Genomic DNA, 24,429 nt, shown 5'->3' on the forward strand with positions numbered 1-24,429 from the left:
GAGGCCCTTCGACTACGCTCAGGGTCGAGATGCCAAGCAGTAGGGGTGGTTCGAAAAGCAGGTCCTTCCCCTTCGGCGAGCTCAGGGTCAGGATGACAATTTCAAAAGTGTTCTGCGCTCAGGATGACAACGCGAAGAAGTGTTGCAGAAGAACAATGTTTGAGAGCTTCCCTAAGCCAGTGGCTCGACGATGACGTGGGCTTCCATCGTGTGGGCTTGTGAGGGAGCGAGTGCGAGGATGTTTTCGTTTGCGTTGGCGGTCTCGATGCAGGCCATATGGCGCCAGTTCTCGGGGGTCATGTCAGCCATCTTGGCGCTCCCTGCTGCCCATGGGTTCCAGACGATGGTGGAGAGTGAGTTCGTCTTGGCGACAGTAATGCGGCGATTGAGGTTCGTGTCGTCGAGCGTAGCGGTTGCTGCGGTGTTAAGGAAGAGGCGGTCCGTTTCGCCGGTGAGGTGGATCACGGGCTCGGTCTGCGTCTTGCGCTTAAAGCTGTCGGTCTTGTCGAGATACTGGGCGTCGACGAGGCCATGGATGGCGACCTTCTCTGCGTCGCCGACGCTGAAGTACGTGTGCAAGGCCTCTTCGAAGTAGAGGGTCTCTGTGCCCTGGTTTGCAACGGTGAGCCGTATGCGGAGTTCGCTGCCGAAGATGAACTCGATGGCGACCTTGAAGTGGTCGTAGCCAAGCGCGCGGCTGACGTCGCTGGGACCGAGCGTAAGGGTGAGATGCAGGTCGTCGCCTGCGACGGCAGCGAAGGCCACGTCCCAAGGCGAGGTGCGCGCGAAGCCGTGTGCTGGGCCGTCGCTGCGGTCGCTGGCTGGGGTCGCGGCACGGGCGCCGAACCACGGGAAGATCACTGGCACACCGCCACGGATGGCTTTGTCTGAGGCGAAGAGCGAGGTCTCACTGAGGAAGATGACGGGCTGCTGGCCGGTGGGCTGCCACGCTGTCAGGTGTGCGCCGTGCAGGTAGACCTCTGCAGTGCAGGCGGGCGTGGAGATGCTGGCGCGGAGGAGGCCGCCGTTGCCTTCAGAGAAGGTGAGCGCGCCGGGGATAGCGAAGTTGTCGGAAAGTGTCTGGAGTTCCATCAAGAACAGTGTAGATGGTGAATGGGTCGAGAGCGGCGCTGGATATACTGGGCGCACTCTTACTCAGATGTCTGCGAGGTGATTGTTTGCGCAAGGTGCTGGTGGTGCTGGGCGTTGGCGTGTTGAGTTTCCCGCTGCTGTTTGTGATCTGGCTGCTGCTGGCCGTGCGCTTACCGAAGATGGATGCGCTGACGATGCAGATGCCGATGAGTGTGCGGTCGATTGTTGCGAATGCAGCGGCCGGTGAGATGGGATGGGGAAAGGGTGCTAAGCCAAAGCTGGAGCGAGTCATCCGGATCGATCCTCAAAATGCCAGTGCGTGGACTGGGCTTTGCGAGAGCTATTTCGGTGGTCCTGAGAGGAGCGCTGATGTCCAGACTTGCCAGAAGGCTGTTACTCTCGATCCCACAGCGGGAAACTACAATGGTCTTGGAGTTGCACAGGAGCGAGCCGGGGACAACTGCGCTGCTGAAGATGCTTATACAGAGGCCGCAAGTAAAGCTTCAAGTTCAGGTAGCTATGGCTACACCGAGCGTATGGGACGTGCGGCATTGCTTTGCGGTAAGGCATATGATGCACGCGCAGGATTTGAGGCGGCGATTGACGTGGAGAAGAGGCAACTCGCTGCACCGGATGCAGATGACGACGAGGATGAAGTCGCCGACGAGAAGCAAGACCTCCTCACAGACCGCGAGTATCTAATTGTGACTGCGAACCGTCTATCTGACCGCAAGCTCGCTGAGACCACATGTAGCGAGGCGCATCCTGGCTGGAAGGGCTGTGCTTGTTCGCTGGATGCGAAGGGCAAGGTGGCTTGTGCGGAGGCTGTACGGTAGGTCTGTTGAATAAAGGTACGCTCGCCTTCGGCTCTCGCAACTTGCAAATACAGGGGTCTCTTCGCTTCGCTCCGGTCGAGATGACAACGGATACAGCGAATGGACTGATTATTTACGTAAGCTTTAGTGTCGCGACGTCGCGCTGTCCGGTGGGGCAGATGTTCAGCAGGGGGCAGATGCCGCACTTCGGTTCAGCGAAGGTGCAGAGGGTCTGTGCGTGGAGCTTGATGAGCGAATGGTGCTCGTCCAGCATGGCGGCGTCCCAGGTTTCGGGGACGAGGCGCATCAGGCGCTCTTCCGTAGTGGCGGCGTCTGCGCGCGGCACAAGGCAGAGCCTTTGCGCTACACGCAGATGATGGCTGTCGACGCAGAGGGCACGGCGGCGCAGCACGGAGAAGTTCACGACCGCGCCGCTGGTCTTGGAGCCGACGCCGGGGAACTGCTCCAGCCACTGCCGGATCTTGTCGGTGCGGTACTTGGCGAGGAAGTCTAGCGTGAGCGAGCCGTACCGAGCGGTGATGCCCATCAGAGTTTCTTTCAGCTGCGGTGCCTTCTGCTCTGGGAAGGTGACGATGGCGATGGCGCGTTCTATCTCGGCAACGGAGGCATCGCGGACAGGCTCCCAGTTGCTGGGCCCGGCGTGGAAAGCTCGCTCGAGGTCGCGCATGACCTGGTGCGATACGGGTGTTTTGGTGCGAGAGCTGAGCAGCGAATAGATCAGCTGCGTGAGCGGGTCCCATAGCTCGCGTGGCTTGGGCTGTCCGTAATAGCCGAGCAGCAGCCGATGGATGTGCGGCAGCTTGTCGGCCTGCTCCGGCGTCAGCGGCTTGCGCAGCTTTTCGAGATCGGCAGGATCGGTGAAGAGTTCAGTCGTCGCCATGCAGTTAGTTCGATGCTATCGCAGGGGTATGTGTTCCCGGAGAAGTATCGGCTACGCCAAAGCGTTCAAAGTTTTTGGAAGGACGGGCTGGTTACGCGATCTGCCGAGCGGCAGGAGAGGTTATTGCGAGACGATTCCGGCCTTCATGCGCTCCGTCTCCGTATAGGTGAAGCGCATACGATGGATAACGGTGATGGTGGAGAACACGGCAAGTACCCAGAGGGCTGGCGCCATCGCTCCCCACTTCTCGAAGAGAGCGCCGAGGATGACGAGCACGATGCGCTCGGGGCGTTCCATAAAGCCGACCTTGCAGGAGCCGATGAGGGCTTCGGCGCGGGCGCGGGTGTAGCTGACCATTAAGGATGCGGTCATCACGAAGGCGACCAGGAATACGTAGAAGTAACGGTTTCCGCGAGCGTAAAACACCAGCAGGCCGAAGAAGAGAGCGACGTCGGAGTAGCGGTCGAGTACGGAGTCAAAGAAGGCTCCGAAGACGGAGACCTGGTTCGTCTGGCGAGCTACGCGGCCATCGACCATGTCGAAAAGGCCGGCGCCTATGATGACCAGACCCGCATAGAGGAACATGCGAATGTAGTTTTCAGCGCGGGCGTAACCGAAGAAGAAGGCCGCCACCACGTTGATGATGAGTCCGATGAAGGTGAGCGTATTAGGCGAGATGCGCGACAGCGCAAGCCCGTTCACGATCTTTTGAAGCAGCCAACCGCTGCCTTTGCCAAATGTGCTTGTCCAGGTCATTTCGTCTTAACAAGTTTAGCGCGGATAGAGGCAGACGCGGATAGAGGTGGCGAGTTAGTGGGTGATGACCTGAGGTGTCTGGGAGCGAGTGAAGGTGTAGCTGTGGCGAAAGGCGAAGGGGATCAGCGAAGTAGGGCGCACCTCTTCTACCCAGGTGAGCAAGTTGCGGCGAACGCCGATCACGATGCGGCACTCTGCAGGGCGATTGTTGTCGATGGTGGGGCCGAGCAGGGTGATATCACCGCGACCGTTGCGTAGTCCGTTGTAGCCGTCGACCTTGTAGGTTTCGACGCGGCCCTTGTCGTTGGTGATCTGGAGAGTAGAGCCCGCAACGTCGAAGCTCAGGGTGATCGTCTCGTCGACGACCTTGTTGGGGCCATCGTCGTAGATGTAGTGGAAGGTGAGCTTGTTGTCGCTGGAGCCAACGGAGAGCCAGGTCGGCAACTTCACACGCTTGGTGGAGGTATCAGGCTCGCTGTAGTCGCGATACTCCAGCACGCCCGTCCATGCGCCGGCCATCGCTTGCTGCAGTTCTGTACCGGTTTGTTGAGCAGTGGCGATGGCGGTGGTCTGCGCGGAGGCCGTGCGGGGTGGCAGGCAGCAGGGCAATAAAACGACAAACAGCAGAAAGAGAGATCGCATGGGAGGGATACGGCTCCCGGGGTCTCGCAGTTCTGCTGTTTGAGAGTTTATTTTGTGGCGTTTACTTCGCAGGGGCCGTGTCGTGGATCGTCTGGAGCTTGAGGATTTCGAACTCGCGCTTGCCGTTCGGGGTCACCACCGTCGCTTCGTCGCCGACTTCCTTGCCGAGCAGAGCACGGCCGATGGGCGAGGTCGTGGAGATCAGGCCCTTGGTGACGTCTGACTCTTCGCTGGTGACGAGCTTGTAGGTGAACTCTTCGTCCTTGGTGTTGTCGTGAACGACGACGGTCGAGCCGAAGCCGACCTTGTCGCGCGGGATGTTGTCGAGGTTCACCATGGCGAGCTCGCCCATGCGCTTTTTCAGCTGGCCGAGGCGTGCGTTCACGAACTCCTGGCGCTGCTTGGCGGAGTGGTACTCGGCGTTTTCGCTGAGATCGCCGAGCGCGACGGCTTTCTTGATCTCGGCGGGCAGCTCAGTGGTCAGTTCATATTCGAGAGCCTTGATCTGCTCTGCGATAGCTTTTTTAATATCTTCCATGCTGCGGTTGATTATACGAGCTTTGGCGAGGGTGACCCGACGCAAAGCTAGATTTGATCGGGGTCGGGCAGCAGAGCCGGGCCGTCTTTGGAGAGGTAGCTTTCGAGAATCAGGACGGCGGCGACCTGGTCGATGAGGTGCTGCCGCTCGATGCGGGCGGCATGGCCGGTAGAGCGGGCCAGGTGGCCGGCCTCATCGAGCAGCGCGTGGGCTTCGCGGGTGGTCAGGCGCTCGTCGAGCAGATGGTGCTCCAGCGTGGGGTGTGCGGCGCGAACTTCCGCGGCGAAGGCCAGGGCTTTCGCGGACTGCGGGCTGGGGGAGCCATCGGCGTGCAGCGGGTTGCCGACGATCACGATCGCGACCTTATGCTGACGGATAAAGCGGGAGACGGCCTTCAAATCGGCGCGCAGGCCGGATTTGCCCCCCTCGCGATGCAGGGTGAAGAGTGGCTGGGCTGTAAGGCCGAGCTCGTCGGTGATGGCGATGCCGATCCGTTTGTCGCCGACATCTAATGCGAGGGTTCGAGGGTGCGCCATAGGACTCAGTGTACGGCGCGCACATAAAATGCAAGCGTGAGGTGGTCTCTGTGCGGGCTTTGAAGTTCTTGCTGATTGTGGTGCTGCTGGTCGCGGGCGTGGTGGGTTTTTACGTGCTTCTGCCGTATGGGCCAGTGGGAGAGACGTTCGTGGAAATTGCTCCTGGAATCGGCACCGAAGGCATTGCCGCGCGTCTGCAGGACGCTGGCGTCATCCGCAGCCGGTACGCGTTCGAAGCATTGAGAATAGCGAGGGAGCTTTCGGGCAGCGGCGGCTCGCTCAAAGCCGGCGAGTATCGCTTCCAAGGCGGCTCGCCACTGCTCACGGTCTATGACCGCATCCGGCGCGGCGACGTCTTTACGATCACCGTGGTCATTCCCGAGGGATACAGCATCTTCGATATCGCTGACGCCATGCAGGCGGGAGGACTGACGACGCGGGCTGACTTTCTCAAAGCAGAGATGAGCGACACCGAGTTGATCGCGCAATGGAGCCCTCAGGCGAAATCTTTGGAAGGCTACTTGTTCCCAGACACATACAGATTCAGCCGCCGGGCGACTCCGGAGCAGATGCTGGGGATGATGGTGAAGCGGTTCGGGCAGCAGGTTCACCAACTTGGACTGAGCGGTACAGATATTCCGGCGGTGATTACGATGGCCTCGCTTGTCGAGAAAGAAGTTCGGTTCGATGACGAGCGTACGGAGGTGGCAAGTGTGTTCCAGAACAGGATGGCGGCCGGGATGCCGCTGCAGACGGACCCGGCGGTGATCTATGCCTCGCAGCTACGAGGAACGTGGACAGGAGTGATCCACCAGAGCGAGCTGCACTCGGATTCTCCCTATAACACATACATGCATAAAGGTTTACCTCCAGGGCCGATCTGCAATCCTGGCCTTGCGGCCTTGAAAGCGACGCTCCATCCGGCGAAGACGGACTATCTGTATTTTGTGGCCGGGGCAAACGGGCGGACGCGTTTTGCATCCAGTCTGGAAGAGCATAACGGCAATGTGGCGGCATACCGCGGGGCGTCGCGATAGAGAGATGAGCGGGCGGTTCGTCTTGGGGTCGGATGGGAAAAGACCCTAGCGGTTGGGGTGGTGACGGTCGCTTCTGCCGACTGCGGATGGCATGTTCTTGCTGTGGCGAAGATAAGGCGAATTCGTGAAAGTAAAGCTCACCCAAAATACACCTAAATAATTGTAAAAACAGGATTTAGCGGCGTTTTTGGGATCACTGAAAAATCTCGTTGACAGCGTCCCAAGCCGGGTCTATAAACACGAAACTTCGAAGGACGCGGCGATCACAGCAAGGTCTGAAAGGAGTTGCTGTGGGAACCTCCACTGAGAAATGACGTGTGGCGAGGCGGTCATCCCAGAGGCCTGCCTGGCTACAAAGGGCCCCCAACAACAGGCTGCTATGGCGGCGCCGATCCGTTGCAAAGACAGCGGAGCGCGACCGGCAGACCTCTAGACCTGAGCGTGGCCCATCCGACCGTTGAAAAACACCGAGGCCCGCCGGGACAGCAGTGCCTGGAGAAAGACAATGAAGGACTTCTGCGTTGAATTGAAAGTCTGCGAAGGGTGCGGCACGCTTTGGTTGCGCGCTGTGAGCCAAGAGAAGTACTGCCAGAGTTGCGCGAGCTGGATGTCGGGCTGCCCGGTGAAGCCAGCCAGTCTGCGGAGTCCTCGTAAGCGCAGGGGCATGCGGGCGGTGGCGTGCCATGGAGGTGCTCAATGAACGAGAAGCCAAACGTGGTGATCGTAAGGGATAGCTGTGCCGCCGGGCTCCATCTGGTGAAGAAGCCTGTGCGTCGGGCAGAGTATGCGGCGGGTCTGCGCGAGGGCAGCACCGGCAGGGTGATGGTGATTTTGCCGCAGGACCTGCCGTCTCCGCTGCTGCTGCCGCAGGTATGGGCCGTGGCGGAGCCGGAGGTCGTGCCGGTTTTGCCGGATAACTCGCAGTCGGAGACCAAGCCCACAGTGGAACTGGCCTTCTATCGCAAATACACAGAGGCGCTGCTACGGCGTTATCTGCGGCTTTCGATGCAGTCAGGGCGGGTGCCATCACTGCTGAGCAAAGACCTGTTTCGAGGTCAGGTGACGCGGTACAGCGTGCGCGGCTTCGAGGAGGTGGTGATCTTCTGCCATGATGTCGAGCGGCGGCTGGACCGGCTGAACGAGACGGACCGGCAGATCATCAAGCGGGTGGTGCTGCAGCGATACTCGTTGAGCGAGACGGCGTGCATCCTGGGCGTGAGCCTGCGCAGTATGCATACGTACTACGGCCAAGCGATTGACCGGGTGACTGCGATGTTGCTCGAGGTCGGGCTGCTGGACATGGGGAAGCTCTGAAATCGATGGCCCAGCAAATTGTTGTCAAGGGGGCAGGTCGGTCAGGCTCCTCGTAAATAACAGATAAGAAGTGGGATGGAGGTGAAAATGTTTTTGCATGTTCACTATGTTCAACCTGCTATTCTGAATACATAGAAGAAAAGCGCGGGAGACCTTCAGGGGTCTCCCGTTGCTTTTGGAATGGCTGGGAGCCATACAGGGCAGAAAGCAACGTGACGCGATGTTATGAATCGAACGGTGTCGTTGCTGAGTCGATATACTTAGAGACTGTCTGCATGTTGAAACGCTGTTCGATGTTCGTTTTGTTGTTTCCGATGGTGGCCGGGCTTACCGGTTGCCTTTCGACGACCCGCGCAGTGCAGAAGACGCAGGCGCCGGACATCTACCGGACGGCTTCGGTGCAGACGCTCGAGAAGGAAGTCTCGGATCGCGACGCGGCGATAAAGACGATGAACGCCCAGGTGCTGATCACCGCGAGCGTCGGTGGCTCGAAGGAAGGCAAGGTCACGCAGTACACCTCGTTCAAGGGGTACATCTTCGTGCAGAAGCCGGATCAGTTGAGGGTCGTGATGTTGATCCCGTTCCTCGGCTCGCGGGCGCTGGACATGGTGAGCGGCAACGGCAGCTTCACGATGGTCCACGCGACGAGTTCAGGCAGCGATGTCTGGATGCAGGGCACGAATGTGGTGACGAAGCCATCGAAGAACGGGCTGGAGAATCTGCGGCCGCCGGTGTTTCTGGATTCGATGTTGCTGCCGGGTGTGAAGGACGAGGACTACGTCAGCCTGACGGAATCGAGCCGTGTAGTTCAGCCTGCGACGAAGCACCAGGATGCGATCGACGAACCGGATTACGACCTGATGATCTACACGCTGGTAGAAGGCCACGTCATGCGGCCCGCGCGGGTGATCCACATCAGCCGTGTCACGATGCTGCCGTTTCAGCAGGACATCTACGACGAGCAAGGCCGGGTAGTTACGCAGGCGACGTATGACAAGTATCAGAAGTTCGGGGATCAGGATTTCCCGATGCTGATCAATATTCGGCGGCCACTCGATGAGTACTCGCTGAAGATCGAAGTGACGAAGTTGACGCTGAATGAGCCTTTCGAGGCCGATCAATTCGATCTGAAGATTCCGCCGGACGCGGTAGTAAAGAAGATGGATTAGCAGCAGGAACGCAACAACGAAGAGACCTCACGATAGCCGTGAGGTCTTTTCGTTTGTGCTGATGTCAAGCTAGATCAGCCCGGCCCGCTTCGCATGAGAGGCGATCTGGCCGTTGATCTCAAGAGCGAGGGCGAGCGCAGCGCGGCCTGCTGTGCCGGGAACGCGTGGCGGCGTGCGGTCGCGTACCGATTGCAGGAAGTCTTCAATTTCAAGGCGAAGGGGTTCGCCTTTCACGATGTCGGCCTTCGAGAGATCGAGGCCGGCTGTGGGGTGTGCGGCTGCCGCGGGATGGGGTGTCCCGCTGGCGCCCCCCATGGAAGTTGCGACTGTGGCTGGCGAAAGGGTGACGCCAGCCATGGCCGCGGCTACAACCGCAGGATCGACGGCGATCGTCAGCAACTCCTGTCGCGCGAAGTCGAGCGACAGGTACTGGTGCGGCTGGAAGAGTCGCAGCTTTCGCACCTGCTCGGTGGAGACGCGGCTGGCAGTGAAGTTCGCAATGCAGCCGGATTCGAACTCCAGGCGCACATTGGCGATGTCGACCTTGCGCGACAGGATGGGCAGCCCGACGGCGCGGACCTCGCGCACCGGTGAGTTGGTGAGCGAGAGCACGATGTCGAGGTCGTGGATCATCAGGTCGAGCACGACGTCGACGTCGAGCGAGCGCGGCGTGAAGATGCTGAGCCGGTGTGACTCGAAGAACATCGGCTTGTTCAACGCGGCTAGCGTCGCGGTGACGGCCGGGTTGAAGCGTTCCAAGTGGCCGACGGCAACGATGCGCTTATGCTGTTGCGCGAGGTCGAGCAGATGGTCGGCCTCAGCGAGGGACGCGGCAAAAGGCTTTTCGATGAGCACGTCGATGCCTGCGTAGAGAAGCTGTTCGGCGACTTCGGCGTGGTGGATCGTAGGCACGCAAACGCTGGCGGCGTCGATGGGCGTGGCTGCGATGAGCTGTCCAACAGTCTCGAAGGCAGGGAGGTCGCACTGTGCGGCGTACTCGGCACGGCGCGGCTCGCTGGCATCGACAAACGCGACGAGCTGAACCAGCTCGGGGTGCACTGTCTCCAGTTCACGGTAGACGCGGAGATGGTTGCGCCCGAAGGCGCCCGTGCCGATGACGGCGACGCGCAGTGCGGGCATGGCTACTTGTCTGCCGGGGCTTCGACGGCGGCGCGGCAGCGGGCGTAGAGCTCGAAGATCTGCGTGATCTGGTCTTCGGACTTGGGAGCACTGGGAATGCCGAAACCTGTGGAGGCGGCAGGCTTACCGCTGAGGTTGGCGTGAGGAGCGACGAACTTGAGCAGATCGAGAGCGATGTCTTCGGAGCGGCGGCCTGCGTTGTTGCTGGAGTCCATGAAGTACCTTTCGTGCGCGATAAGGCGCTAACGCGATGTTAGCGGGTGAGTGGAGTCAGGTGCAATGGGCAGCCGACGAGCGCACATAAGGACGAATGCCGGGAGTTTGGTGGGGATGGGGTTGCACCACGAGAAGGACCGCGAATGCGGGGAGAGAACAATGATGAGCAAGAACGAACTGCAGACGATTCTGGGATACCTGAACCTTGGCCTGGCAATCGCGCATAGCGCAGGTGTATCGGTGGGCCACTTTGGCGATACGGACTTTCTGCAACTGGCGCAGACCGTGAACGGCCTGCTGCTGAATGCGATTTCGCCGGCAGTGACGGCTGCGCCAACGGTGGCGAGCGTTGCGGCGCCTGTCGCCATCACCAGCTAGAGGTCTGTTGGGTGGGATCGATGGGCATGGCTTTCGCCTCTTGGGAGGAACTCTTTGAGTGCCTCCGGGGCTGAAGCCACGCCCACCGCCCATCGGAGGGATGAGCCCGGAGGCCGGTCCTTAGGCTGCGCCCCGGGTGACAAAGAATATGGCGGCTAATTTTGGCGGGAGGTGGGGATTGGAGGGAACAATGAAGAGATTGCGACCAGGTGTGATGCTGGTGAGCTTTTTACTGGCAGTATTCGGAACGGTAGCGCAGACGCCGCTGCCGACGACGACGGTGCAGGACACGGTCTATAACGCAAGCGGCGCGCCCACCAGTGGAACTGTGGTGGTGAGCTGGGGAGCCTTTACGACGGCCACCGGCGCCTCCGTTCCGGCAGGGAGTACGTCGGCGACGATCGGAGCGAACGGGCTTTTATCGATTACGCTGGCACCAAATGCGGAGGCTTCGCCGCTGGGCAGTTATTACACGGCGACGTTTCACCTGAGCGACGGCACAACGAGCCGACAGTTCTGGGTGTTGCCGCAGACCGTGGCCGGTGGAGGTCCGGCGAAGCTGGCGGCGATTCAAAACTCTGTACTGCCGACCAGCGTGGCGATGCAGACGGTATCGAAGGCATATGTGGATACGGCGATTGCGAAGGCAGTCACAGGCACGCCTGCGGATACGTCCTCGCTGTATGTGCTGAAGACCGGCGATACGATGACGGGGCCGCTCCTGCTGCCCGCTGATCCGGTGAGTCCTCTGCAGGCGGCTGACAAGAACTATGTCGACGAGAATGTGACGGCGATCGCAAGCGGCGTGGGTGGCAAGGTGAGTCTGCTGCCAGCAGCAACGCAGGTGGTCACGCAGCCGAGCGGCACGCAGCTGGAGACCAATCTGCTGAACGGCGAGGTGTATGCGAATGAGTATCTCAGCGGCTTCGGCAACAACGGCATAGCGAATGCGCTGGCGACGCCAGATTGCACGAGCGGCTGCGATGTAAAGGTCGATCCGAAGTATGTCGGCAGCGATGTGGCAAACCTGGCGTACATGCCGGGGCAGACAAATGTGATCGACCAGCGGGGCGGCGGTGAGGCGATCACGACGCTCGATCCGTTGCCGAAGACGGGGAATGCCAATGTGAGTGAGGCGATCCATCAGGAGGCGACGCTGAGCGAGCAGGGCCTGCAGGCGCTGCGGCCTGGGGCTGTCGGTGTGGCGCAGTATACGGAGGCGCTGGAATTGGCGGCACCGGCTGGGGGATCGAACCTGTACCCCGAGACGATCGAGACGCCGCCATACTTCAAGAGCACGTATGGCGTGCTGCAAATGACGGGCACGTACAACACGCAGGGTCAGCATGTGCAGATGGGCAGCTCGATCAACTGCTTTGGCGTGGGTGACTGCCTTGCGGGCAGCCAGTTCATCCTGTCGTCGGGCGGGTATCGAGACAATGCGGATGAAGCAGCTTCTGGGAATTGGCCAGCCAGGGCGGCTCAATCAGTTAGAGGCACGCGTCGAAGCCCACGAACGCAGTGTCCAGCAGCTGAAAGGACTCGCCGGAGCCTTCGGTGGCCTACTCACCGTGATCCATGTAGCCATCGCTTACTGGAGCGGGCGACACTGAGGCCGCCCGCTCCACAGGATCGCCTGTTACTCAAACACAGGGGCGTATACGCAGTATCCACGCGGCGGCGCTGGGAACTCCGCATTGCCGTCGCCATCAGTCGTGCGCTCATCGGGATGGGCAATATCGTGCCCATCCCACGCCACCGGCTTGAACCGTTGATTCGCCCACTTTGTCTTAACGGAGGTGCCACTCCATTTGTCGCCCAGATTATTCAGCACGTAGATCAGGCCCGTCTGCCCTTCGTTGCCGCCGCGCTGCATGATGTACAGATCGTTGTCCACATGCAGAACGCAGCTCTCGCCGCCAGCGTGCGCGTGGTGAGCCGCAATCAGCGCATCGATACCACCCGGCGTACCCGGACGTGCCAACTCGCAGTTGTAGTAGTCGTACCAGAACACGCACGGATAGCCGTCATTCGTCAGGATGAACGAGTACGCGAGCATCTTGTCGTTCACAATTTCGTTGCCGCCCATATCGTGGTTCTCGACGAAGGTCACAGCATTGAACGGCCGCGATGCCACGACGGAGTTGCTGTTGGCAAGATTCGTCAAGCCATAGCCGGGCTTATCGCATACATCCTTCAGCTTGTAACGCAGTGGAAAGTCGAATGCTGCGATCTGCTGATCGGTCACCCGGTTTATGCGATCCAGCCAGCCTTCGATATCCTCCGGCCCGGACCAGTATTCTCCAACAACGAAAGGGGTAAAGTCTTTGCCGTCTTTCTGATACTGATACTTTGCGAGTAGGCCGATCATCCATGCGCCAAAGCCCTTGACGAAATCGAAGCGGAAGCCATCAAAGCCCAGCTCTTCGATGACCATCCGCGCATATTCATACATCGCTTCATACACGCGAGGATTGCGATGGCAAAGATGCGGAAAGCCAGCAAAATTCTCGCCTTCCATCATCACCTTTTCGTAGCGGCTCGGATGAAAGCAGTTCCAATCGCGCGGGAACTTGCCGCTCTTTGGATTGAATTTCGTCCAACGCTTTTCGCCATCGATCGGGTTCACCTCTTCTTCGTCGGCGCCGGAGTTGTGGTTGATGACCATGTCGGCGATAGCGCCCATGCCGTTATCGTGGATCGCCTTGATCAGCTTCTCCAACTCGGCGCGATTGCCATAGGCAGTCTTCACGGCGCCCTTCTGGTCGATGTCGCCGAGGTCGAAGTAATCGTAAGGGTCGTAGCCGTTGGAGCTCTGGGTGGGGCATTTTGAAATCGGCGGCAGCCACAGAGAATCGAAGCCAGAAGCCTTGAGCTGCGGCACCTTCTCGGCCACGTTGTTCCACCACTCGCCCACCTTGTTTTCCTTCGCTGCGGCATCCCAGTAAAACGCCTGCATCATCACGGCCATTGTGCTTGCCTACTTTCGCTCTTATTTCAGTAACAGCGATTAGGATGCGCGATGGGCCGAAAATAGCAGCTTGCCACTTTGGAGCAGCTCACTATGCAGGCTCAAAAGATAACGGCGGACTCAAAAAGAGCCCGCCGTTGTTGATCCGTTCGTATCGTTGAAGCCTAGCCGATGTCCTCGGTCCAGTTCTCCAGGTACTGCTTGAAGTCCGTCATGAACTTGCCCGCATCCGCCCCGTCGATCGTTCGGTGGTCGAATCCGAGCGTGAAGCGCTGTATCCAGCGGATCGCGATCGAGTCGTTACCGTCCTTGTCAGTCAGCACCATCGGCTCCTTGTTCAATCCGCCGATGCCGAGAATCGCCGACTGCGGCTGAGCAATGATCGGCGTTCCAAACTGCTCGCCGAAGATGCCGGAGTTGGTCAGCGTAAACGTGCCGCCAGACACTTCATCGGGAGCGAGCTTCTTGTTGCGAGCGCGGTCCGCAACGTCCACGATCGCGCGCGTGATGCCGAGGAAGTTCTTCTCCTCCGTCTGCTTGATGACCGGGACGATCAGGCCCCAGTCCAGCGCGACGGCGATGCCAATGTTGATGTTCTTGTTGTACAGAATCGCATCGCCCTGCATCGCCGCGTTCACGATCGGGTGCTTGCGCAGCGCGTTGATTGCAGCGCGCGTGATGAACGGCATGTATGTCAGCTTCACCCCGTTGCGCTGCTCGTACTTGTTCTTTTCCTTCTCGCGCAACTTCACGATGCGTGTCATGTCCACCTTGAATACCGTGTGGACATGCGGGCTGGTCGCCTTGCTTTCGACCATGCGCTTCGCAATGATGGAACGCATCTTCGACAGCGGTACGAGCTCGCCCGGTGCGGGGGAGTAGGCCGGAGCCGGTGCGGCCTTCGGAGCTGCCGGGGTCGGAGTCGTTGCAGGCGCAGCGACGACTGGCGCGGGAGCAGCCGAAGGAGCTGAGGGCGCTCCTTCAAGGTGGCCCAGGATGTCCTGCTTGGTGATGCGACCCGAGGCACCGCTACCGGCAACGCCGGAGAGATCGACATTGTTCTCCGAGGCGATTTTGCGGACCAGCGGCGAAGAGCGTGGCGTCTCGCCAGCAGAAGCAGAAGCGACCGGCGCAGCAGCCGGTGCAGCCGCAGGGGCGGGAGCAGCAGCCTTCGGAGCCGCCACCGGAGCCGCCGCGCCGCCGCCGATCACAGCTACGATCGAACCAACGGTGACGGTCTGGCCTTCCTGCACCTTGATTTCGGTGAGCGTGCCAGCAGCGGGCGAAGGAATTTCTGCATCCACCTTGTCGGTCGAGATCTCGAAGATCGGCTCGTCGCGCTCTACCTTGTCGCCGACCTTCTTCAGCCACTTGGTCAGTGTGCCTTCGGTGATGGACTCACCCATCTGAGGCATCGGCACTTCCGTACCGGGGCCTGCCGCAGCAGCGGGTGCCTCAGGAGCAGGCGCCGGAGCAGCCGCATCGTTCGCAGCCGTCGTCGTCGCAGCAGGAGTGACGCTCTCAGCCTTCGCAGGAGCGGCAGGTGCAGGGGCCGCAGGAGAAGAGCCAGCCTCCTCGATCGCGCAGACAACTGTACCGACAGTAACAGTCGCGCCCTCTTCCACCTTGATCGCGCCCAGAATACCGGCAGCGGGGGAGGGAATCTCTGCATCCACCTTGTCGGTAGAGATTTCGAACAGGGGTTCGTCGCGAGCAACCGTATCACCCGGCTTCTTCAGCCACTTGGTCAGCGTACCTTCGGTGATGGACTCGCCCATCTGGGGCATTACGACATCGGTTGCCATAGAAATAAACTCTCCGGAAATAAGTGAGGCGCTCAGGCGCAACTCTCGGATTATACGGTGGCAAAACAAGCCTTGGCTGAGAAATCGCTGCACTCTGTACCAGTCGGTAAGGAAAGGCTTGCTAAGCGGTCACGCCCAGGTCCAGCAGATCTTCGAGCGATTCGACCGCCAGTACCTGCCGCTGGAACACGTGTCCGAACTTCGCAGCGACGTGGTTTGCCACCTCGGCAAGTGTCGGCGGCGGATCAAGCGGCGTCTCCAGCTCCAGCGAGGTCACCGGCTTGTCCGCGATCCCGCAGGGCACGATCCACTGGAAGTCGCGCAGGTCGGTCGTCACGTTCAAAGCGAAACCGTGGGAGGTCACCGCCTGCGATACATGGATGCCAATGGCAGCAATCTTCTTCTCCGGCACGGACCCGCCCGCATAGGTCCATACGCCGGTCAGCTTGCAGATACGCTGGGCCGGAACGCCGAAGTCCTTGCAGGTAAGAATCAACGCCTCTTCCATCAGACGAACGAAGTCGACTGGGCCGAGGTGAGGGCCCTTTTTGCCTGGGAGATCGCCGCGTAGGTCGAAGATCGGGTAGCCCACCAGCTGCCCCGGCCCGTGATACGTCACGTCGCCGCCTCGGTTGATCTCGTGGACCTCAACGCCCTTAGCTGCGAGAGCTTCATCGCTGGCGAGGATGTTCGCCCGCGTGGCATTGCGACCCAGCGTCAGCACCGGTTCATGCTCGAGCAGCAGCAGCGTATCGCCAATAGTGCCAGCCTTACGCGCCGCAACGACCTCGTTCATCACGCGTATGCCTTCAGCGTAGGGGATGCGGCCGAGTTGAAGGAGGTGCATGTGCATTAGAGAAGCTCGCGGAACTGATCTACGCTAAGGCCAGCGTCCTTCACGATCCCAAACATAGTGAAGGCGTTGATAGGGTTGGCTCTTGGGATGACCATTGTTCTGGAACCATCGGACAGGATGATGTGGCCACTCTGGCGAACGATTTGGAAACCTGCACGCTATAAGGCCTTGATCGCTTGCTGATGAGAAATACCGGGCAGTTTGCCCATCAGGAAGCTACTTCTACATAGCGTACTTCACGCAGCTTCTCCATTTCGGCCTTCACCTCAAGGTAGTCCTTGATGGCATCTTTGATATTGGCGAGGGCCTCTTCCTCGGTCGCGCCCTGCGACCAGCATCCCGGGAGATCGGGACAGCCGACTGCGTAGCCTTCTTCGGAGTGGATCAGTTCGACTTTGTATGTCATCGCGAACTCCTTGGCTCATCCAGTTTACTATGCATCGATATTTCACCAGACAGCGAAGCCCGGCATAGTCGCCGGGCCTCGCGTACACACTTGCAGCAAGCTACACGTTGATCGCCATACCCTCGACGCTGCTGAAAGCATCCAGCAGGCTTTCGCTCAACGTTGGGTGAGCATGGATCACGAACATCATCTCTTCGACGGTCGCCTCCAGCTCCATGGCGGTGACGCACTCGGCGATCAGCTCGGTTGCGTTCGGTCCGATGATGTGGACGCCCAGCACCTCGCCGTACTTTGCATCGCTGACGATCTTCACAAAGCCGTCGTGCGAATCGAGAATAGTCGCCTTCGAATTGCCGACGAACGGAAACTTGCCGACCTTCACCTGGTAGCCCTTCTCCTTGGCCTGGGCCTCGGTAAGGCCTGCGCTGCCGATCTGCGGATCGCAGTACGTGCAGCCCGGGACGCGGTCTTTGCGAACAGCGCGCGCGTATTTTCCAGCCAGCTTGCTTGCCACCACGACGCCGCTCATCGCTCCGACGTGCGCAAGCTGCGGCAGCCCGGCAACGATGTCGCCGATGGCGTAGATGCCTGGCTCGGTCGTCTCCATCCACTGGTTCACCGGCACAAAGGCGCGGTCCAGCTGAATGTTCACCTTATCGAGACCCGCATCGTACGTCCGCGGTCCGCGACCCACAGCGACGAGGACCTTTTCGGCCTCCTTCACCTGAGGCTTACCCGCAGCGTCGGTGTAGCTCACCTTCACCCCGGCACCCGTCTTCTCGATCTTCTCGACCTTGCAGCTCGTGTTCACTTCAATGCCACGCTTCTTGTAAGCGCGCGTCAATTCCTTCGAAACCTCTTCGTCCTCTACCGGCACAATGCGCGGCAGCGCCTCGATGATCGACACATCCGCCCCAAAGCTCTTGAAGACGCTGGCAAACTCGACGCCCACCGCACCTGAGCCGATCACTACCAGCGACTTCGGCATGGCGGGCAGCGTCAGAATCTGCATGTTCGTCAGGATCGAGTCGTCCGCCTGGTACCCCGGCAGCATCCGAGCATCCGAGCCCATCGCCAGCACGACCTTCTTCGCCTTCACCTCGCTCACTACCTGCTGCGTAAAACCTTCCGCCTGCAGATCGCGGCCCTTGCCCTTGTCCTCGTCGGTGACGGAGATCGTAAAGACCTCGTCCTTCGCCGGTCCGGTCAGGCGACCATGTCCACGCACCACGGTGATCTTGTTCTTCTTCATCAGGAAGTCCAGACCCTTGGTGTGCTTTGCCGTGATGTCGTTCTTGCGCTTCAACAGGTTGTCCCAGTTGAGCTTAGGTGCGCTCACGCCATCGATGCCGTAGCTCTCCGCATGCTTCAGGTGGTCCCACACCTCGGCCGAAAACAGCATCGACTTGGTCGGGATGCAGCCCCAGTGCAGGCACGTGCCGCCCAGCTTATCCGTCTTCTCGATAATCGCGACCTTCAGGCCGAGCTGCGCGGCACGGATGCCGCAGGTATAGCCGGCGGGTCCGCCGCCGAGGATCACGAGGTCATAAATCGTATCTGCCAAGGGAGTTCGCTCCATTCAAAAGTCTGTAATCAGGACGTCGGGGCCACGCTCAACGCCATTTTGTTGACAACCCAGTGTATCGCTGAGGCGCAGCCAACTGGATTCGATGTGCGAGTACCGGCTAAAGGTGCAGCCGGGTCACACAAGGTAAAGTTGCAGAAAAGCCCGAAAAGCGGCGTAGGATAGCTCCACGGAGGTCTGTGATGGCAAGTTCGGTGCTTGTTCCTCTCCATGAATATCTAGCCACCATCTATGAGCCCGATCGGGACTATGTCGACGGTGAGCTAAAGGAGAGAAACATGGGCGAACAGCCGCACGCCGCGATTCAGGGGATGATTGCCCGCATCTTCGGCACTCGACGCATTGAATGGGACATTCGCGTTCTCCCCGAGCAGCGTGTGCAGATTTCGAAGACGCGCTACCGCATCCCGGACATCTGTATCCTCCGTCGCTCCGACCCCAAAGACCGCATCGTCAACTGGGCGCCGCTGCTTTGCATCGAGGTACTTTCCGAAGAAGACCGGCTGCAGGAGATGCAAACCAAGGTCAATGAGTTCGAAGCGCTCGGCACGCGAGACATATGGGTCATCGATCCGTGGAAACGCGTCGCGTATTACGCCTCTTCCAATGGCTTTCAGCGTGTAACCGACGACCTGTTGCGCGTTCAGGGAACGCCAATTGAGCTTTCGCTAACAGCACTGTTTGCTGAACTAGACGAAGAGTAGACCCATAAAAACAGCAAGTTAGGTCGGTCTGCGAAATACCGGCTCCGCCGACCACAACACCACACCTCACTCTGGCGTCTAATCGAACGTGATGTGTTTACCTAAACTTGCCGCCAGCCTGCTCGCCGTCACCTTCGCGGCTGCTCTCCATGCCGATAATGCCCGCTTCGATCTCATAGGCCCGAAGATCACCGTCCGTGTCACGCGTGGCAACTCGACGCTGCCCATCGCGCAGGTCCCAAATCTCCAGCCCGGCGACAAGCTTTGGATCAAGGCCGATCTGCCGAAGACGCAGTCCAACCATCTCGTCCTCGTCGTCGCCTTCCTGCGCGGCACCACCAACGAGCCGCCAGACAACTGGTTCACTGAGATTGATACCTGGGATAAGAAGAAAACCCAGGAAGGCACCACGGTCGTCGTACCCGCTGAAGCGCAGCAGGCGCTCGTCTTCATAGCCCCCGAAACCGGTGGCGACTTCAAAACGTTGCGCGGAGCCGTGAAGGGCCGCCCCGGCCTCTTCATTCGCGCCGACTCCGATCTCAACGAGGCTTCCTTCGAGCAGCAGCGCATCGAGCGCTACCTCGCCGCGATGAAAGCCCTCGACCCCAACGACCAGAAGGCCATCTCTGATCACTCGGCAAAGCTTGCTTCCACCCTCGCGCTCAAGCCCAACGCAGACTGCTTCAAGAAGCCGGTGGAGCAGCAGGTGGACTGCCTCACGCAGACCTCCGCTCCCATCCTTCTGAACGACGGCCATAGCGTCACCGTCGCCGAAGCCGTCTCCACCGGCCCGTCCTCTGACTTCATCAACAGCGCCTCGTACACGCAGACCATGGGCGGCGGTCTCTATTCGGCCTATGTGGGAACGATCGTGGATCTCGTTCACATCGTCAGCCTGCTCAAGACTGCGCAGTATCAATACATTCCGGGCCTGGCCTTCCCGCAGGGAGACACCATCAATCTGCGCCTCAACGCGCCTCCCTCCTTCATCAATCCCAAGACGGTCATAGTCGTCGGTCTGCCCGCCATTCAGAAGGCGATTCTGCCGCCGCTCAAGCCGCATAACCCCGACCAGGTCTCCTGCCTGCTGCAGCCCAAGATGCCGCTGCTGCTGGAAGGCGCTCCGCTGGTCTTTTCCACCAGCTTCGCGCATGACATGATCCTGCACCTCAATCGCACCGGTGCTGCTACTAATATCCCGCTTACTCCCGATGCGTTTGAAGGCGGTCTCGTCATCACTAAGGATGAGCCGCGCAAAGAGCTTTCCATCGCCAACGCGGAACAGAAGGCCGATGGCGCGAAGTCGAATGTGAAGCTGGGCAATACAACCGATCTCACCATCACCGGCACCGTGCGCGGCTATTGGGGCTTCGATCCGTTTGAAGGTCCCACCCTTACCCTGCAACAGGTCGCTGGCAAAAACTTCAAGGTCGTAGGCGATACGCAGTTGATGGCGGGGCAGGATAACCACCTTACGCTCACCGGCGAAGGCACAGGCTGCGTGCAGCACATCGCGCTTGCCGACGACAAGAACAAGGATGTCGAGGTCTCCTTCAAACCCGCAGGTCAGGACGACAAGGATAAAGACGCAAAGCTTACAAAGAACACCCTGGCGCTCGACGTGCCTCTAAAGACTGTGCACCCTGGCGGCTATTCACTCGGTATTAAGCAATATGGCGACGATAAGCAGGACCGCGTGCCGCTGACTGCCTATAGTGCCGATATTCATGTGAACACGCTGAAGCTCCATGCAGGCGATAACCGTGCCGATCTTAGCGGTGCCGGTCTCGCCAACGTCGTCTCCGTCCAGGTCGCCGACCAGACCTTTACGCCGCAAGGCAAGCCGACCGATACCGAGGTCCACCTGGAAGCCAAGTCCGGCGTCTCGCCCGCGGACGGGTCCAAGGCAACGGTCAAGTTGAAAGACGGTCGCACGATGGAGGTCAAGGTGTCCACGGCAGCGCCGAGGCCCACACTGCAACTTCTTTCGTTCCACACCACACCTGTGCAGCAGACAGGCGCGATCCTCGTCACGCTGGGAGCAACGGATGATATTCCGCTCAATGGGCAACTGACGTTTGTTGTGCAGACCAAGGAAGTCTTCCCGCGCAACCAGACGATAGAAGTAGCCACCGCCGATGGCAGTGTGCACACGACGCTCTCGCTCGCGGACAACAACCTCGTTCTGCAGGATGATCACACGGCAGTCGCAAAACTAGATCCTCTCAAGGCCTTTGGGCAGTCCGCCTTTGGTGTCCTCGCCATGCGTCCAGTCAGCGCCGATGGCACACCCGGCGATTGGACCCGTCTGGGCAAGCTCGTCCGCACGCCGCAGATCACCGCAGTCCACTGCACCACGCAGGAAGCGCCAACCTGCAGCGTCGATGGCAATAACTTCTTCCTGGTGCAGGCCTTCGATGCTGCACAGGATTTTGCAAAACCGACCAATGTGCCGACGGGCTTTGCTGAGAGCAGCTTTACCGTGCCTACGCCGACGGACGGAGCGACGCTCTACCTCAAGCTTCGTGACGATCCGAACGCCGTAGCCAAACTGAGGTTGCCCATGCCACTGCCAAAGCCTGCACCCGCTGCAGCCCCAGCTGCGAAGGCTCCATCCACGCAGGCTCCAGCACCGCAGCCTGCCTCGGCAGCGGCTTCAACTCCGCAGCCCGCCGTTGCACAGCAGCCAGCTCCGGCGGCGACCGCCACACCTCAGCCCGTGGCAGCTGCGGTCCCGGCCAAGCCGCAGTCCTGACCCGCAGGGGATAATGAAGCCAGCGATGTCTTCCCTATCCCCACGCGTCCTCCTCATCGACACTGATACAGCGTCTGACGACGCCGTTGCGCTCATCATGGCGCTGCGCTCCCCGCAAGTAAAGGTCCTCGCCATCACCGTCGTCGCTGGCAACGTTCCAGTCGAACAGGCGACCCGCAACGCGCTTTACACCGTTGAGCTTTGCGGCTCTGATGTTCCCGTCTACGCAGGAGCGTCACAGCCACTCACGCGACCTCTCGAAGCAGCCACCTGGTTTCACGGCCAGGATGGCCTCGGCGATCACGGCTTCGCGCCAACTGGACGCACTGCGGAGGCACTACACGCAGTCGACGCGATCATCGCGACCGCGCGGGCAAACCCCGGCCTTGAGATCGTCACCCTCGGCCCACTCACGAACCTCGCGTTGGCTATCGAACAAGATCCCGGCATCGTCGCAGACATTAGCCGCTGCGTGGTAATGGGCGGTGCTCCGTGCTGCGAAGGCAACGTCACGCCGGCCGCCGAGTTCAACATCTGGGTCGATCCCGAGGCAGCGCAGACTGTGATGCAGTCGGGCCTGCCCATCGAGTTGGTCGGCTGGCAGCTCTCGCGCTACGACGCCGTCGTCCAGGAACAGGACATCGCAAAGATCCTCGCGCATAACACGCCGCTGGCCGACTTCGCTATTCGCTGCAATAGTCGCGCCCGCGAAGCCTACTTCGAGCAGACAGGTGAGGTCGGCCTCTCACTGCCCGACCCAATCGCGATGGCGCTGCTGCTTGATCCGTCGCTGGCGCTTGAGGCGAGCGAGCACCGTATCTTGATTGAGACGCAAAGCGAACTCACCCGGGGCATGACCGTCGTGGATAAGCTCGACGTCACCGGCGACGAACGCAACGCTGCCAACTGGCAGCATACGAAGCAGGCAAGGATCATCTGGGAGTTGGATGTTTCCGGTTGGAAAAACCTGCTTTTCAAGTCGTTGCAATAGCAAGCCCGGCGTAAGCCATTCCCACGAGGTTCCCATGGCGATGGCGACCACCCGATTCCAGTATTAGGACTAGGGCGCGAAGCGCAAAAGTACCGACTAGAAGACTTCCCGCAGAACCCGTTGGATTAGCGAAGTGTATATGTCGACCTAACCCACCCGCTCTCAGGACTTTGAGACCAAAGTACGGGGGAGGGGGGTCTACAGCAGCTTGGCCGCATCCTTTGCAAAGTACGTCACAATAAAGTCCGCGCCCGCTCGCCGAATGCCCAACAGCGATTCGAGCATGGCGCGCTCCGGCTCAAGCCAGCCGCGCTCGAACGCCGCATGCAGCATCGAATACTCGCCTGAAACCTGATACGCGCCCATCGGCAGGTCAAAGCGGTTGCGCGCCTCGCGCACCACATCGAGATACGGCATTGCAGGCTTCATCAGCAGCATATCTGCCCCTTCAGCGACATCCTGCTCGATCTCGCGCATCGCCTCGCGGAGGTTCGCGCCGTCCATCTGGTAGGTGCGGCGGTCACCGAACTGCGGTGTGGAACCTGCTGCCTCTCGGAACGGTCCGTAGAAGGCTGAAGCGAACTTCGAGGCGTAGCTCATGATCGGCGTGTTCTGCTTGCCTGCATCATCGAGCGCCAGACGGATGGCAGCGATGCGGCCGTCCATCATGTCGCTTGGGGCGACAATGTCTGCTCCGGCAACGGCGAGCGAAGCTGCGGCCTTGGCGATCAGCGCGACGCTGCTGTCGTTCTCCACGGAGTAATGTTCGCCGTCGCGAGCTACAACCCCGCAGTGTCCATGTGATGTGTACTCGCAGAGGCAGACATCGGCAATGGTCACAAGAGATTGCGCCGCCTTCGTTGCCTTGATGGCCTTGATCGCGCGCTGCACTATTCCGTCGGTCGCGTACGCGCCCGTTCCAAGTTCATCCTTGCTGTCTGGAATGCCGAAGAGCAGCACGCCGCCAACGCCAAGTGACGCGCACTCTTCCACCTCTTTCAGCGCCTCGTCGATGGAGAGGTTGAAGACGCCGGGCATGGAGCTGATCGGGCGGCGAACGCCCTCACCTTCGCAGATGAACAGCGGATAGATCAGCGCGCCGGGCTGCAGGTGAGTTTCGCGCACCAGCGAGCGCATGGCAGGAGTCGAGCGAAGACGGCGCAGTCGTGTAGCCGGGAATTCCATAGCCTCTATCTTACGACTGCGCCGACGTCAGATTTTTAGTGGCTCAAAGAGGCGTATTCATCACCACTGAGCCGTGAAGCGAGCACCCACAGCGTATATACGCCCAGCGCCGTGCCGAACGGAATGTGGATCAGCGCGAAAATCCCGAAGACGATGGCGAGGATACGTCCCCACGGCTGCCGCGTGAGCAGACCATAGCCGGTAAGAAAGGCGCAGCCGACACTGATCATCATGGAGAAAAGCGCCATCGGCCAGAGCGCCCCAAGGCCGAAGCCGAACGGCGTCCAGCCGAGGCTAAAGTCATGATGATGGCCGAAGATACCGCGCAGGAAGAACACACCGGCGATGCCCGTGAGGAGACGCAGACCGGCGAAGACGAGCCAGAGAACGCCGAGCGCCTGCAGGTTCCTCTCAACACGGTTGTAGGGGAAGCCAGCCGGTGTGCCGTAGTAGGCGACAGGCTGAGGAGCCGCAATGGGAGTTCCGACGATGCGAGCGCCGCAGTGGGTACAGAAGTGAGCATCGGGTGCGAGCGGGTTGCCACAGTTGGAGCAGTTCATGGAGATACCTCCGCGAGGCTGCAAACCCGCCTCGACCTAAGAGAATACGCGTTTCGTTGGTGTTCGGTTCCCGAGCC

Annotated in this window: 26 protein-coding genes; 9 read left to right on the top strand and 17 right to left on the bottom strand. The window is 60.1% G+C overall.

Annotated features, from left to right (window positions below; translation table 11 throughout):
- Positions 1-171 precede the first annotated feature (171 nt).
- The gene (locus OHL14_RS18320; protein WP_263380828.1) at positions 172-1,092 is read right to left on the bottom strand and encodes a D-hexose-6-phosphate mutarotase; all 921 of its coding nucleotides are present in this window, start codon (positions 1,090-1,092) and stop codon (positions 172-174) included.
- 86 nt (positions 1,093-1,178) lie between these two features.
- On the opposite strand from OHL14_RS18320, the gene OHL14_RS18325 reads away from it, so the two are divergent.
- Positions 1,179-1,928: a hypothetical protein gene (locus OHL14_RS18325; RefSeq protein WP_263380829.1), complete on the top strand. Its 750-nt coding sequence runs from the start codon at positions 1,179-1,181 to the stop codon at positions 1,926-1,928.
- 112 nt (positions 1,929-2,040) lie between these two features.
- Here OHL14_RS18325 and OHL14_RS18330 read toward each other — a convergent pair whose 3' ends face one another.
- The 5 genes from OHL14_RS18330 to ruvX all read right to left on the bottom strand — a co-directional run bounded on the left by OHL14_RS18330 (position 2,041) and on the right by ruvX (position 5,280).
- Positions 2,041-2,808, bottom strand: a complete 768-nt coding sequence (locus tag OHL14_RS18330) for an endonuclease III domain-containing protein (protein WP_263380830.1) — start codon at positions 2,806-2,808, stop codon at positions 2,041-2,043.
- 120 nt (positions 2,809-2,928) lie between these two features.
- Positions 2,929-3,564, bottom strand: a complete 636-nt coding sequence (locus tag OHL14_RS18335) for a CDP-alcohol phosphatidyltransferase family protein (RefSeq protein ID WP_263380831.1) — start codon at positions 3,562-3,564, stop codon at positions 2,929-2,931.
- A gap of 54 nt (positions 3,565-3,618) precedes the next feature.
- Positions 3,619-4,206, bottom strand: coding sequence for a hypothetical protein (locus OHL14_RS18340; RefSeq protein ID WP_263380832.1), 588 nt, complete (start codon positions 4,204-4,206; stop codon positions 3,619-3,621).
- 61 nt (positions 4,207-4,267) lie between these two features.
- Positions 4,268-4,744: a GreA/GreB family elongation factor gene (locus OHL14_RS18345; RefSeq protein WP_263380833.1), complete on the bottom strand. Its 477-nt coding sequence runs from the start codon at positions 4,742-4,744 to the stop codon at positions 4,268-4,270.
- A 47-nt stretch (positions 4,745-4,791) separates the two neighbouring features.
- Complete coding sequence (gene ruvX / locus OHL14_RS18350) at positions 4,792-5,280, bottom strand: Holliday junction resolvase RuvX (RefSeq protein WP_263380834.1); 489 nt, start codon at positions 5,278-5,280, stop codon at positions 4,792-4,794.
- Positions 5,281-5,330: 50 nt separating this feature from the next.
- Here ruvX and mltG point away from each other — a divergent pair, with 50 nt between their 5' ends.
- From mltG to OHL14_RS18365, 3 genes are all read left to right on the top strand, one after another.
- Positions 5,331-6,317: an endolytic transglycosylase MltG gene (gene mltG, locus OHL14_RS18355; protein ID WP_263380835.1), complete on the top strand. Its 987-nt coding sequence runs from the start codon at positions 5,331-5,333 to the stop codon at positions 6,315-6,317.
- 696 nt (positions 6,318-7,013) lie between these two features.
- On the top strand, positions 7,014-7,631 hold the full coding sequence (locus tag OHL14_RS18360; protein WP_263380836.1) for a sigma-70 region 4 domain-containing protein: 618 nt from the start codon (positions 7,014-7,016) through the stop codon (positions 7,629-7,631).
- Positions 7,632-7,906: 275 nt separating this feature from the next.
- A complete protein-coding gene (locus tag OHL14_RS18365) occupies positions 7,907-8,800 on the top strand; it encodes a DUF4292 domain-containing protein (RefSeq protein WP_263380837.1) in 894 nt (297 codons plus the stop codon).
- A 69-nt stretch (positions 8,801-8,869) separates the two neighbouring features.
- Here OHL14_RS18365 and OHL14_RS18370 read toward each other — a convergent pair whose 3' ends face one another.
- Positions 8,870-9,940 carry a Gfo/Idh/MocA family protein gene (locus OHL14_RS18370; protein WP_263380838.1) on the bottom strand — a complete coding sequence of 357 codons (1,071 nt, stop codon included), beginning with the start codon at positions 9,938-9,940 and terminating at the stop codon, positions 8,870-8,872.
- 2 nt (positions 9,941-9,942) lie between these two features.
- Positions 9,943-10,155: a hypothetical protein gene (locus OHL14_RS18375; protein WP_263380839.1), complete on the bottom strand. Its 213-nt coding sequence runs from the start codon at positions 10,153-10,155 to the stop codon at positions 9,943-9,945.
- A 160-nt stretch (positions 10,156-10,315) separates the two neighbouring features.
- Between OHL14_RS18375 and OHL14_RS18380 the strand changes: the two genes are divergently transcribed.
- A complete protein-coding gene (locus OHL14_RS18380; RefSeq protein WP_263380840.1) occupies positions 10,316-10,534 on the top strand; it encodes a hypothetical protein in 219 nt (72 codons plus the stop codon).
- A gap of 570 nt (positions 10,535-11,104) precedes the next feature.
- Here the strand turns inward: OHL14_RS18380 and OHL14_RS18385 are convergent.
- Positions 11,105-11,299, bottom strand: a complete 195-nt coding sequence (locus OHL14_RS18385; protein WP_263380841.1) for a hypothetical protein — start codon at positions 11,297-11,299, stop codon at positions 11,105-11,107.
- A gap of 3 nt (positions 11,300-11,302) precedes the next feature.
- Positions 11,303-11,659, bottom strand: coding sequence for a hypothetical protein (locus tag OHL14_RS18390; protein ID WP_263380842.1), 357 nt, complete (start codon positions 11,657-11,659; stop codon positions 11,303-11,305).
- A 320-nt stretch (positions 11,660-11,979) separates the two neighbouring features.
- On the opposite strand from OHL14_RS18390, the gene OHL14_RS18395 reads away from it, so the two are divergent.
- On the top strand, positions 11,980-12,147 hold the full coding sequence (locus OHL14_RS18395) for a hypothetical protein (protein WP_263380843.1): 168 nt from the start codon (positions 11,980-11,982) through the stop codon (positions 12,145-12,147).
- Between the two features lie 26 nt (positions 12,148-12,173).
- Here OHL14_RS18395 and OHL14_RS18400 read toward each other — a convergent pair whose 3' ends face one another.
- The 5 genes from OHL14_RS18400 to lpdA all read right to left on the bottom strand — a co-directional run bounded on the left by OHL14_RS18400 (position 12,174) and on the right by lpdA (position 18,136).
- Complete coding sequence (locus OHL14_RS18400) at positions 12,174-13,505, bottom strand: alpha-amylase domain-containing protein (RefSeq protein WP_317890433.1); 1,332 nt, start codon at positions 13,503-13,505, stop codon at positions 12,174-12,176.
- Between the two features lie 164 nt (positions 13,506-13,669).
- Complete coding sequence (locus OHL14_RS18405) at positions 13,670-15,310, bottom strand: 2-oxo acid dehydrogenase subunit E2 (protein WP_263380844.1); 1,641 nt, start codon at positions 15,308-15,310, stop codon at positions 13,670-13,672.
- 121 nt (positions 15,311-15,431) lie between these two features.
- Positions 15,432-16,163 (bottom strand): lipoyl(octanoyl) transferase LipB, encoded by a 732-nt coding sequence (gene lipB, locus OHL14_RS18410; protein ID WP_263380845.1) that lies wholly within the window; start codon positions 16,161-16,163, stop codon positions 15,432-15,434.
- A gap of 211 nt (positions 16,164-16,374) precedes the next feature.
- Positions 16,375-16,572 carry a type II toxin-antitoxin system HicB family antitoxin gene (locus OHL14_RS18415; protein WP_263380846.1) on the bottom strand — a complete coding sequence of 66 codons (198 nt, stop codon included), beginning with the start codon at positions 16,570-16,572 and terminating at the stop codon, positions 16,375-16,377.
- A gap of 100 nt (positions 16,573-16,672) precedes the next feature.
- Positions 16,673-18,136: a dihydrolipoyl dehydrogenase gene (gene lpdA, locus OHL14_RS18420; RefSeq protein WP_263380847.1), complete on the bottom strand. Its 1,464-nt coding sequence runs from the start codon at positions 18,134-18,136 to the stop codon at positions 16,673-16,675.
- A gap of 203 nt (positions 18,137-18,339) precedes the next feature.
- Here lpdA and OHL14_RS18425 point away from each other — a divergent pair, with 203 nt between their 5' ends.
- The 3 genes from OHL14_RS18425 (at position 18,340) to OHL14_RS18435 (ending at position 22,607) form a co-directional block, all read left to right on the top strand.
- Positions 18,340-18,861 carry a Uma2 family endonuclease gene (locus OHL14_RS18425; RefSeq protein ID WP_263380848.1) on the top strand — a complete coding sequence of 174 codons (522 nt, stop codon included), beginning with the start codon at positions 18,340-18,342 and terminating at the stop codon, positions 18,859-18,861.
- 91 nt (positions 18,862-18,952) lie between these two features.
- Positions 18,953-21,616: a hypothetical protein gene (locus OHL14_RS18430; RefSeq protein WP_263380849.1), complete on the top strand. Its 2,664-nt coding sequence runs from the start codon at positions 18,953-18,955 to the stop codon at positions 21,614-21,616.
- A 25-nt stretch (positions 21,617-21,641) separates the two neighbouring features.
- Positions 21,642-22,607 carry a nucleoside hydrolase gene (locus OHL14_RS18435; RefSeq protein ID WP_263380850.1) on the top strand — a complete coding sequence of 322 codons (966 nt, stop codon included), beginning with the start codon at positions 21,642-21,644 and terminating at the stop codon, positions 22,605-22,607.
- 198 nt (positions 22,608-22,805) lie between these two features.
- Here the strand turns inward: OHL14_RS18435 and hemB are convergent, their stop codons facing one another.
- Positions 22,806-23,792, bottom strand: coding sequence for a porphobilinogen synthase (gene hemB / locus OHL14_RS18440; protein ID WP_263380851.1), 987 nt, complete (start codon positions 23,790-23,792; stop codon positions 22,806-22,808).
- Between the two features lie 35 nt (positions 23,793-23,827).
- Entirely contained in the window at positions 23,828-24,352 is a 525-nt protein-coding gene (locus OHL14_RS18445) for a zinc ribbon domain-containing protein (protein ID WP_263380852.1), read from the bottom strand.
- Between the last annotated feature and the right edge of the window lie 77 nt (positions 24,353-24,429).

Origin of the sequence: Granulicella paludicola, assembly GCF_025685545.1 — a bacterium.
Classification (GTDB): Bacteria; Acidobacteriota; Terriglobia; order Terriglobales; family Acidobacteriaceae; genus Granulicella; species Granulicella paludicola.

Coding starts and splice junctions, on each gene's coding strand:
- OHL14_RS18320 (WP_263380828.1), bottom strand. CDS start 1,092: ATGGAACTCCAGACACTTTCCGACAACTTCGCTATCCCCGGCGCGCTC.
- OHL14_RS18330 (WP_263380830.1), bottom strand. CDS start 2,808: ATGGCGACGACTGAACTCTTCACCGATCCTGCCGATCTCGAAAAGCTG.
- OHL14_RS18335 (WP_263380831.1), bottom strand. CDS start 3,564: ATGACCTGGACAAGCACATTTGGCAAAGGCAGCGGTTGGCTGCTTCAA.
- OHL14_RS18340 (WP_263380832.1), bottom strand. CDS start 4,206: ATGCGATCTCTCTTTCTGCTGTTTGTCGTTTTATTGCCCTGCTGCCTG.
- OHL14_RS18345 (WP_263380833.1), bottom strand. CDS start 4,744: ATGGAAGATATTAAAAAAGCTATCGCAGAGCAGATCAAGGCTCTCGAA.
- ruvX (WP_263380834.1), bottom strand. CDS start 5,280: ATGGCGCACCCTCGAACCCTCGCATTAGATGTCGGCGACAAACGGATC.
- OHL14_RS18360 (WP_263380836.1), top strand. CDS start 7,014: ATGAACGAGAAGCCAAACGTGGTGATCGTAAGGGATAGCTGTGCCGCC.
- OHL14_RS18365 (WP_263380837.1), top strand. CDS start 7,907: ATGTTGAAACGCTGTTCGATGTTCGTTTTGTTGTTTCCGATGGTGGCC.
- OHL14_RS18370 (WP_263380838.1), bottom strand. CDS start 9,940: ATGCCCGCACTGCGCGTCGCCGTCATCGGCACGGGCGCCTTCGGGCGC.
- OHL14_RS18375 (WP_263380839.1), bottom strand. CDS start 10,155: ATGGACTCCAGCAACAACGCAGGCCGCCGCTCCGAAGACATCGCTCTC.
- OHL14_RS18380 (WP_263380840.1), top strand. CDS start 10,316: ATGATGAGCAAGAACGAACTGCAGACGATTCTGGGATACCTGAACCTT.
- OHL14_RS18395 (WP_263380843.1), top strand. CDS start 11,980: ATGAAGCAGCTTCTGGGAATTGGCCAGCCAGGGCGGCTCAATCAGTTA.
- OHL14_RS18400 (WP_317890433.1), bottom strand. CDS start 13,505: ATGGCCGTGATGATGCAGGCGTTTTACTGGGATGCCGCAGCGAAGGAA.
- OHL14_RS18405 (WP_263380844.1), bottom strand. CDS start 15,310: ATGGCAACCGATGTCGTAATGCCCCAGATGGGCGAGTCCATCACCGAA.
- lipB (WP_263380845.1), bottom strand. CDS start 16,163: ATGCACATGCACCTCCTTCAACTCGGCCGCATCCCCTACGCTGAAGGC.
- OHL14_RS18415 (WP_263380846.1), bottom strand. CDS start 16,572: ATGACATACAAAGTCGAACTGATCCACTCCGAAGAAGGCTACGCAGTC.
- OHL14_RS18425 (WP_263380848.1), top strand. CDS start 18,340: ATGGCAAGTTCGGTGCTTGTTCCTCTCCATGAATATCTAGCCACCATC.
- OHL14_RS18430 (WP_263380849.1), top strand. CDS start 18,953: ATGTGTTTACCTAAACTTGCCGCCAGCCTGCTCGCCGTCACCTTCGCG.
- OHL14_RS18435 (WP_263380850.1), top strand. CDS start 21,642: ATGTCTTCCCTATCCCCACGCGTCCTCCTCATCGACACTGATACAGCG.
- hemB (WP_263380851.1), bottom strand. CDS start 23,792: ATGGAATTCCCGGCTACACGACTGCGCCGTCTTCGCTCGACTCCTGCC.
- OHL14_RS18445 (WP_263380852.1), bottom strand. CDS start 24,352: ATGAACTGCTCCAACTGTGGCAACCCGCTCGCACCCGATGCTCACTTC.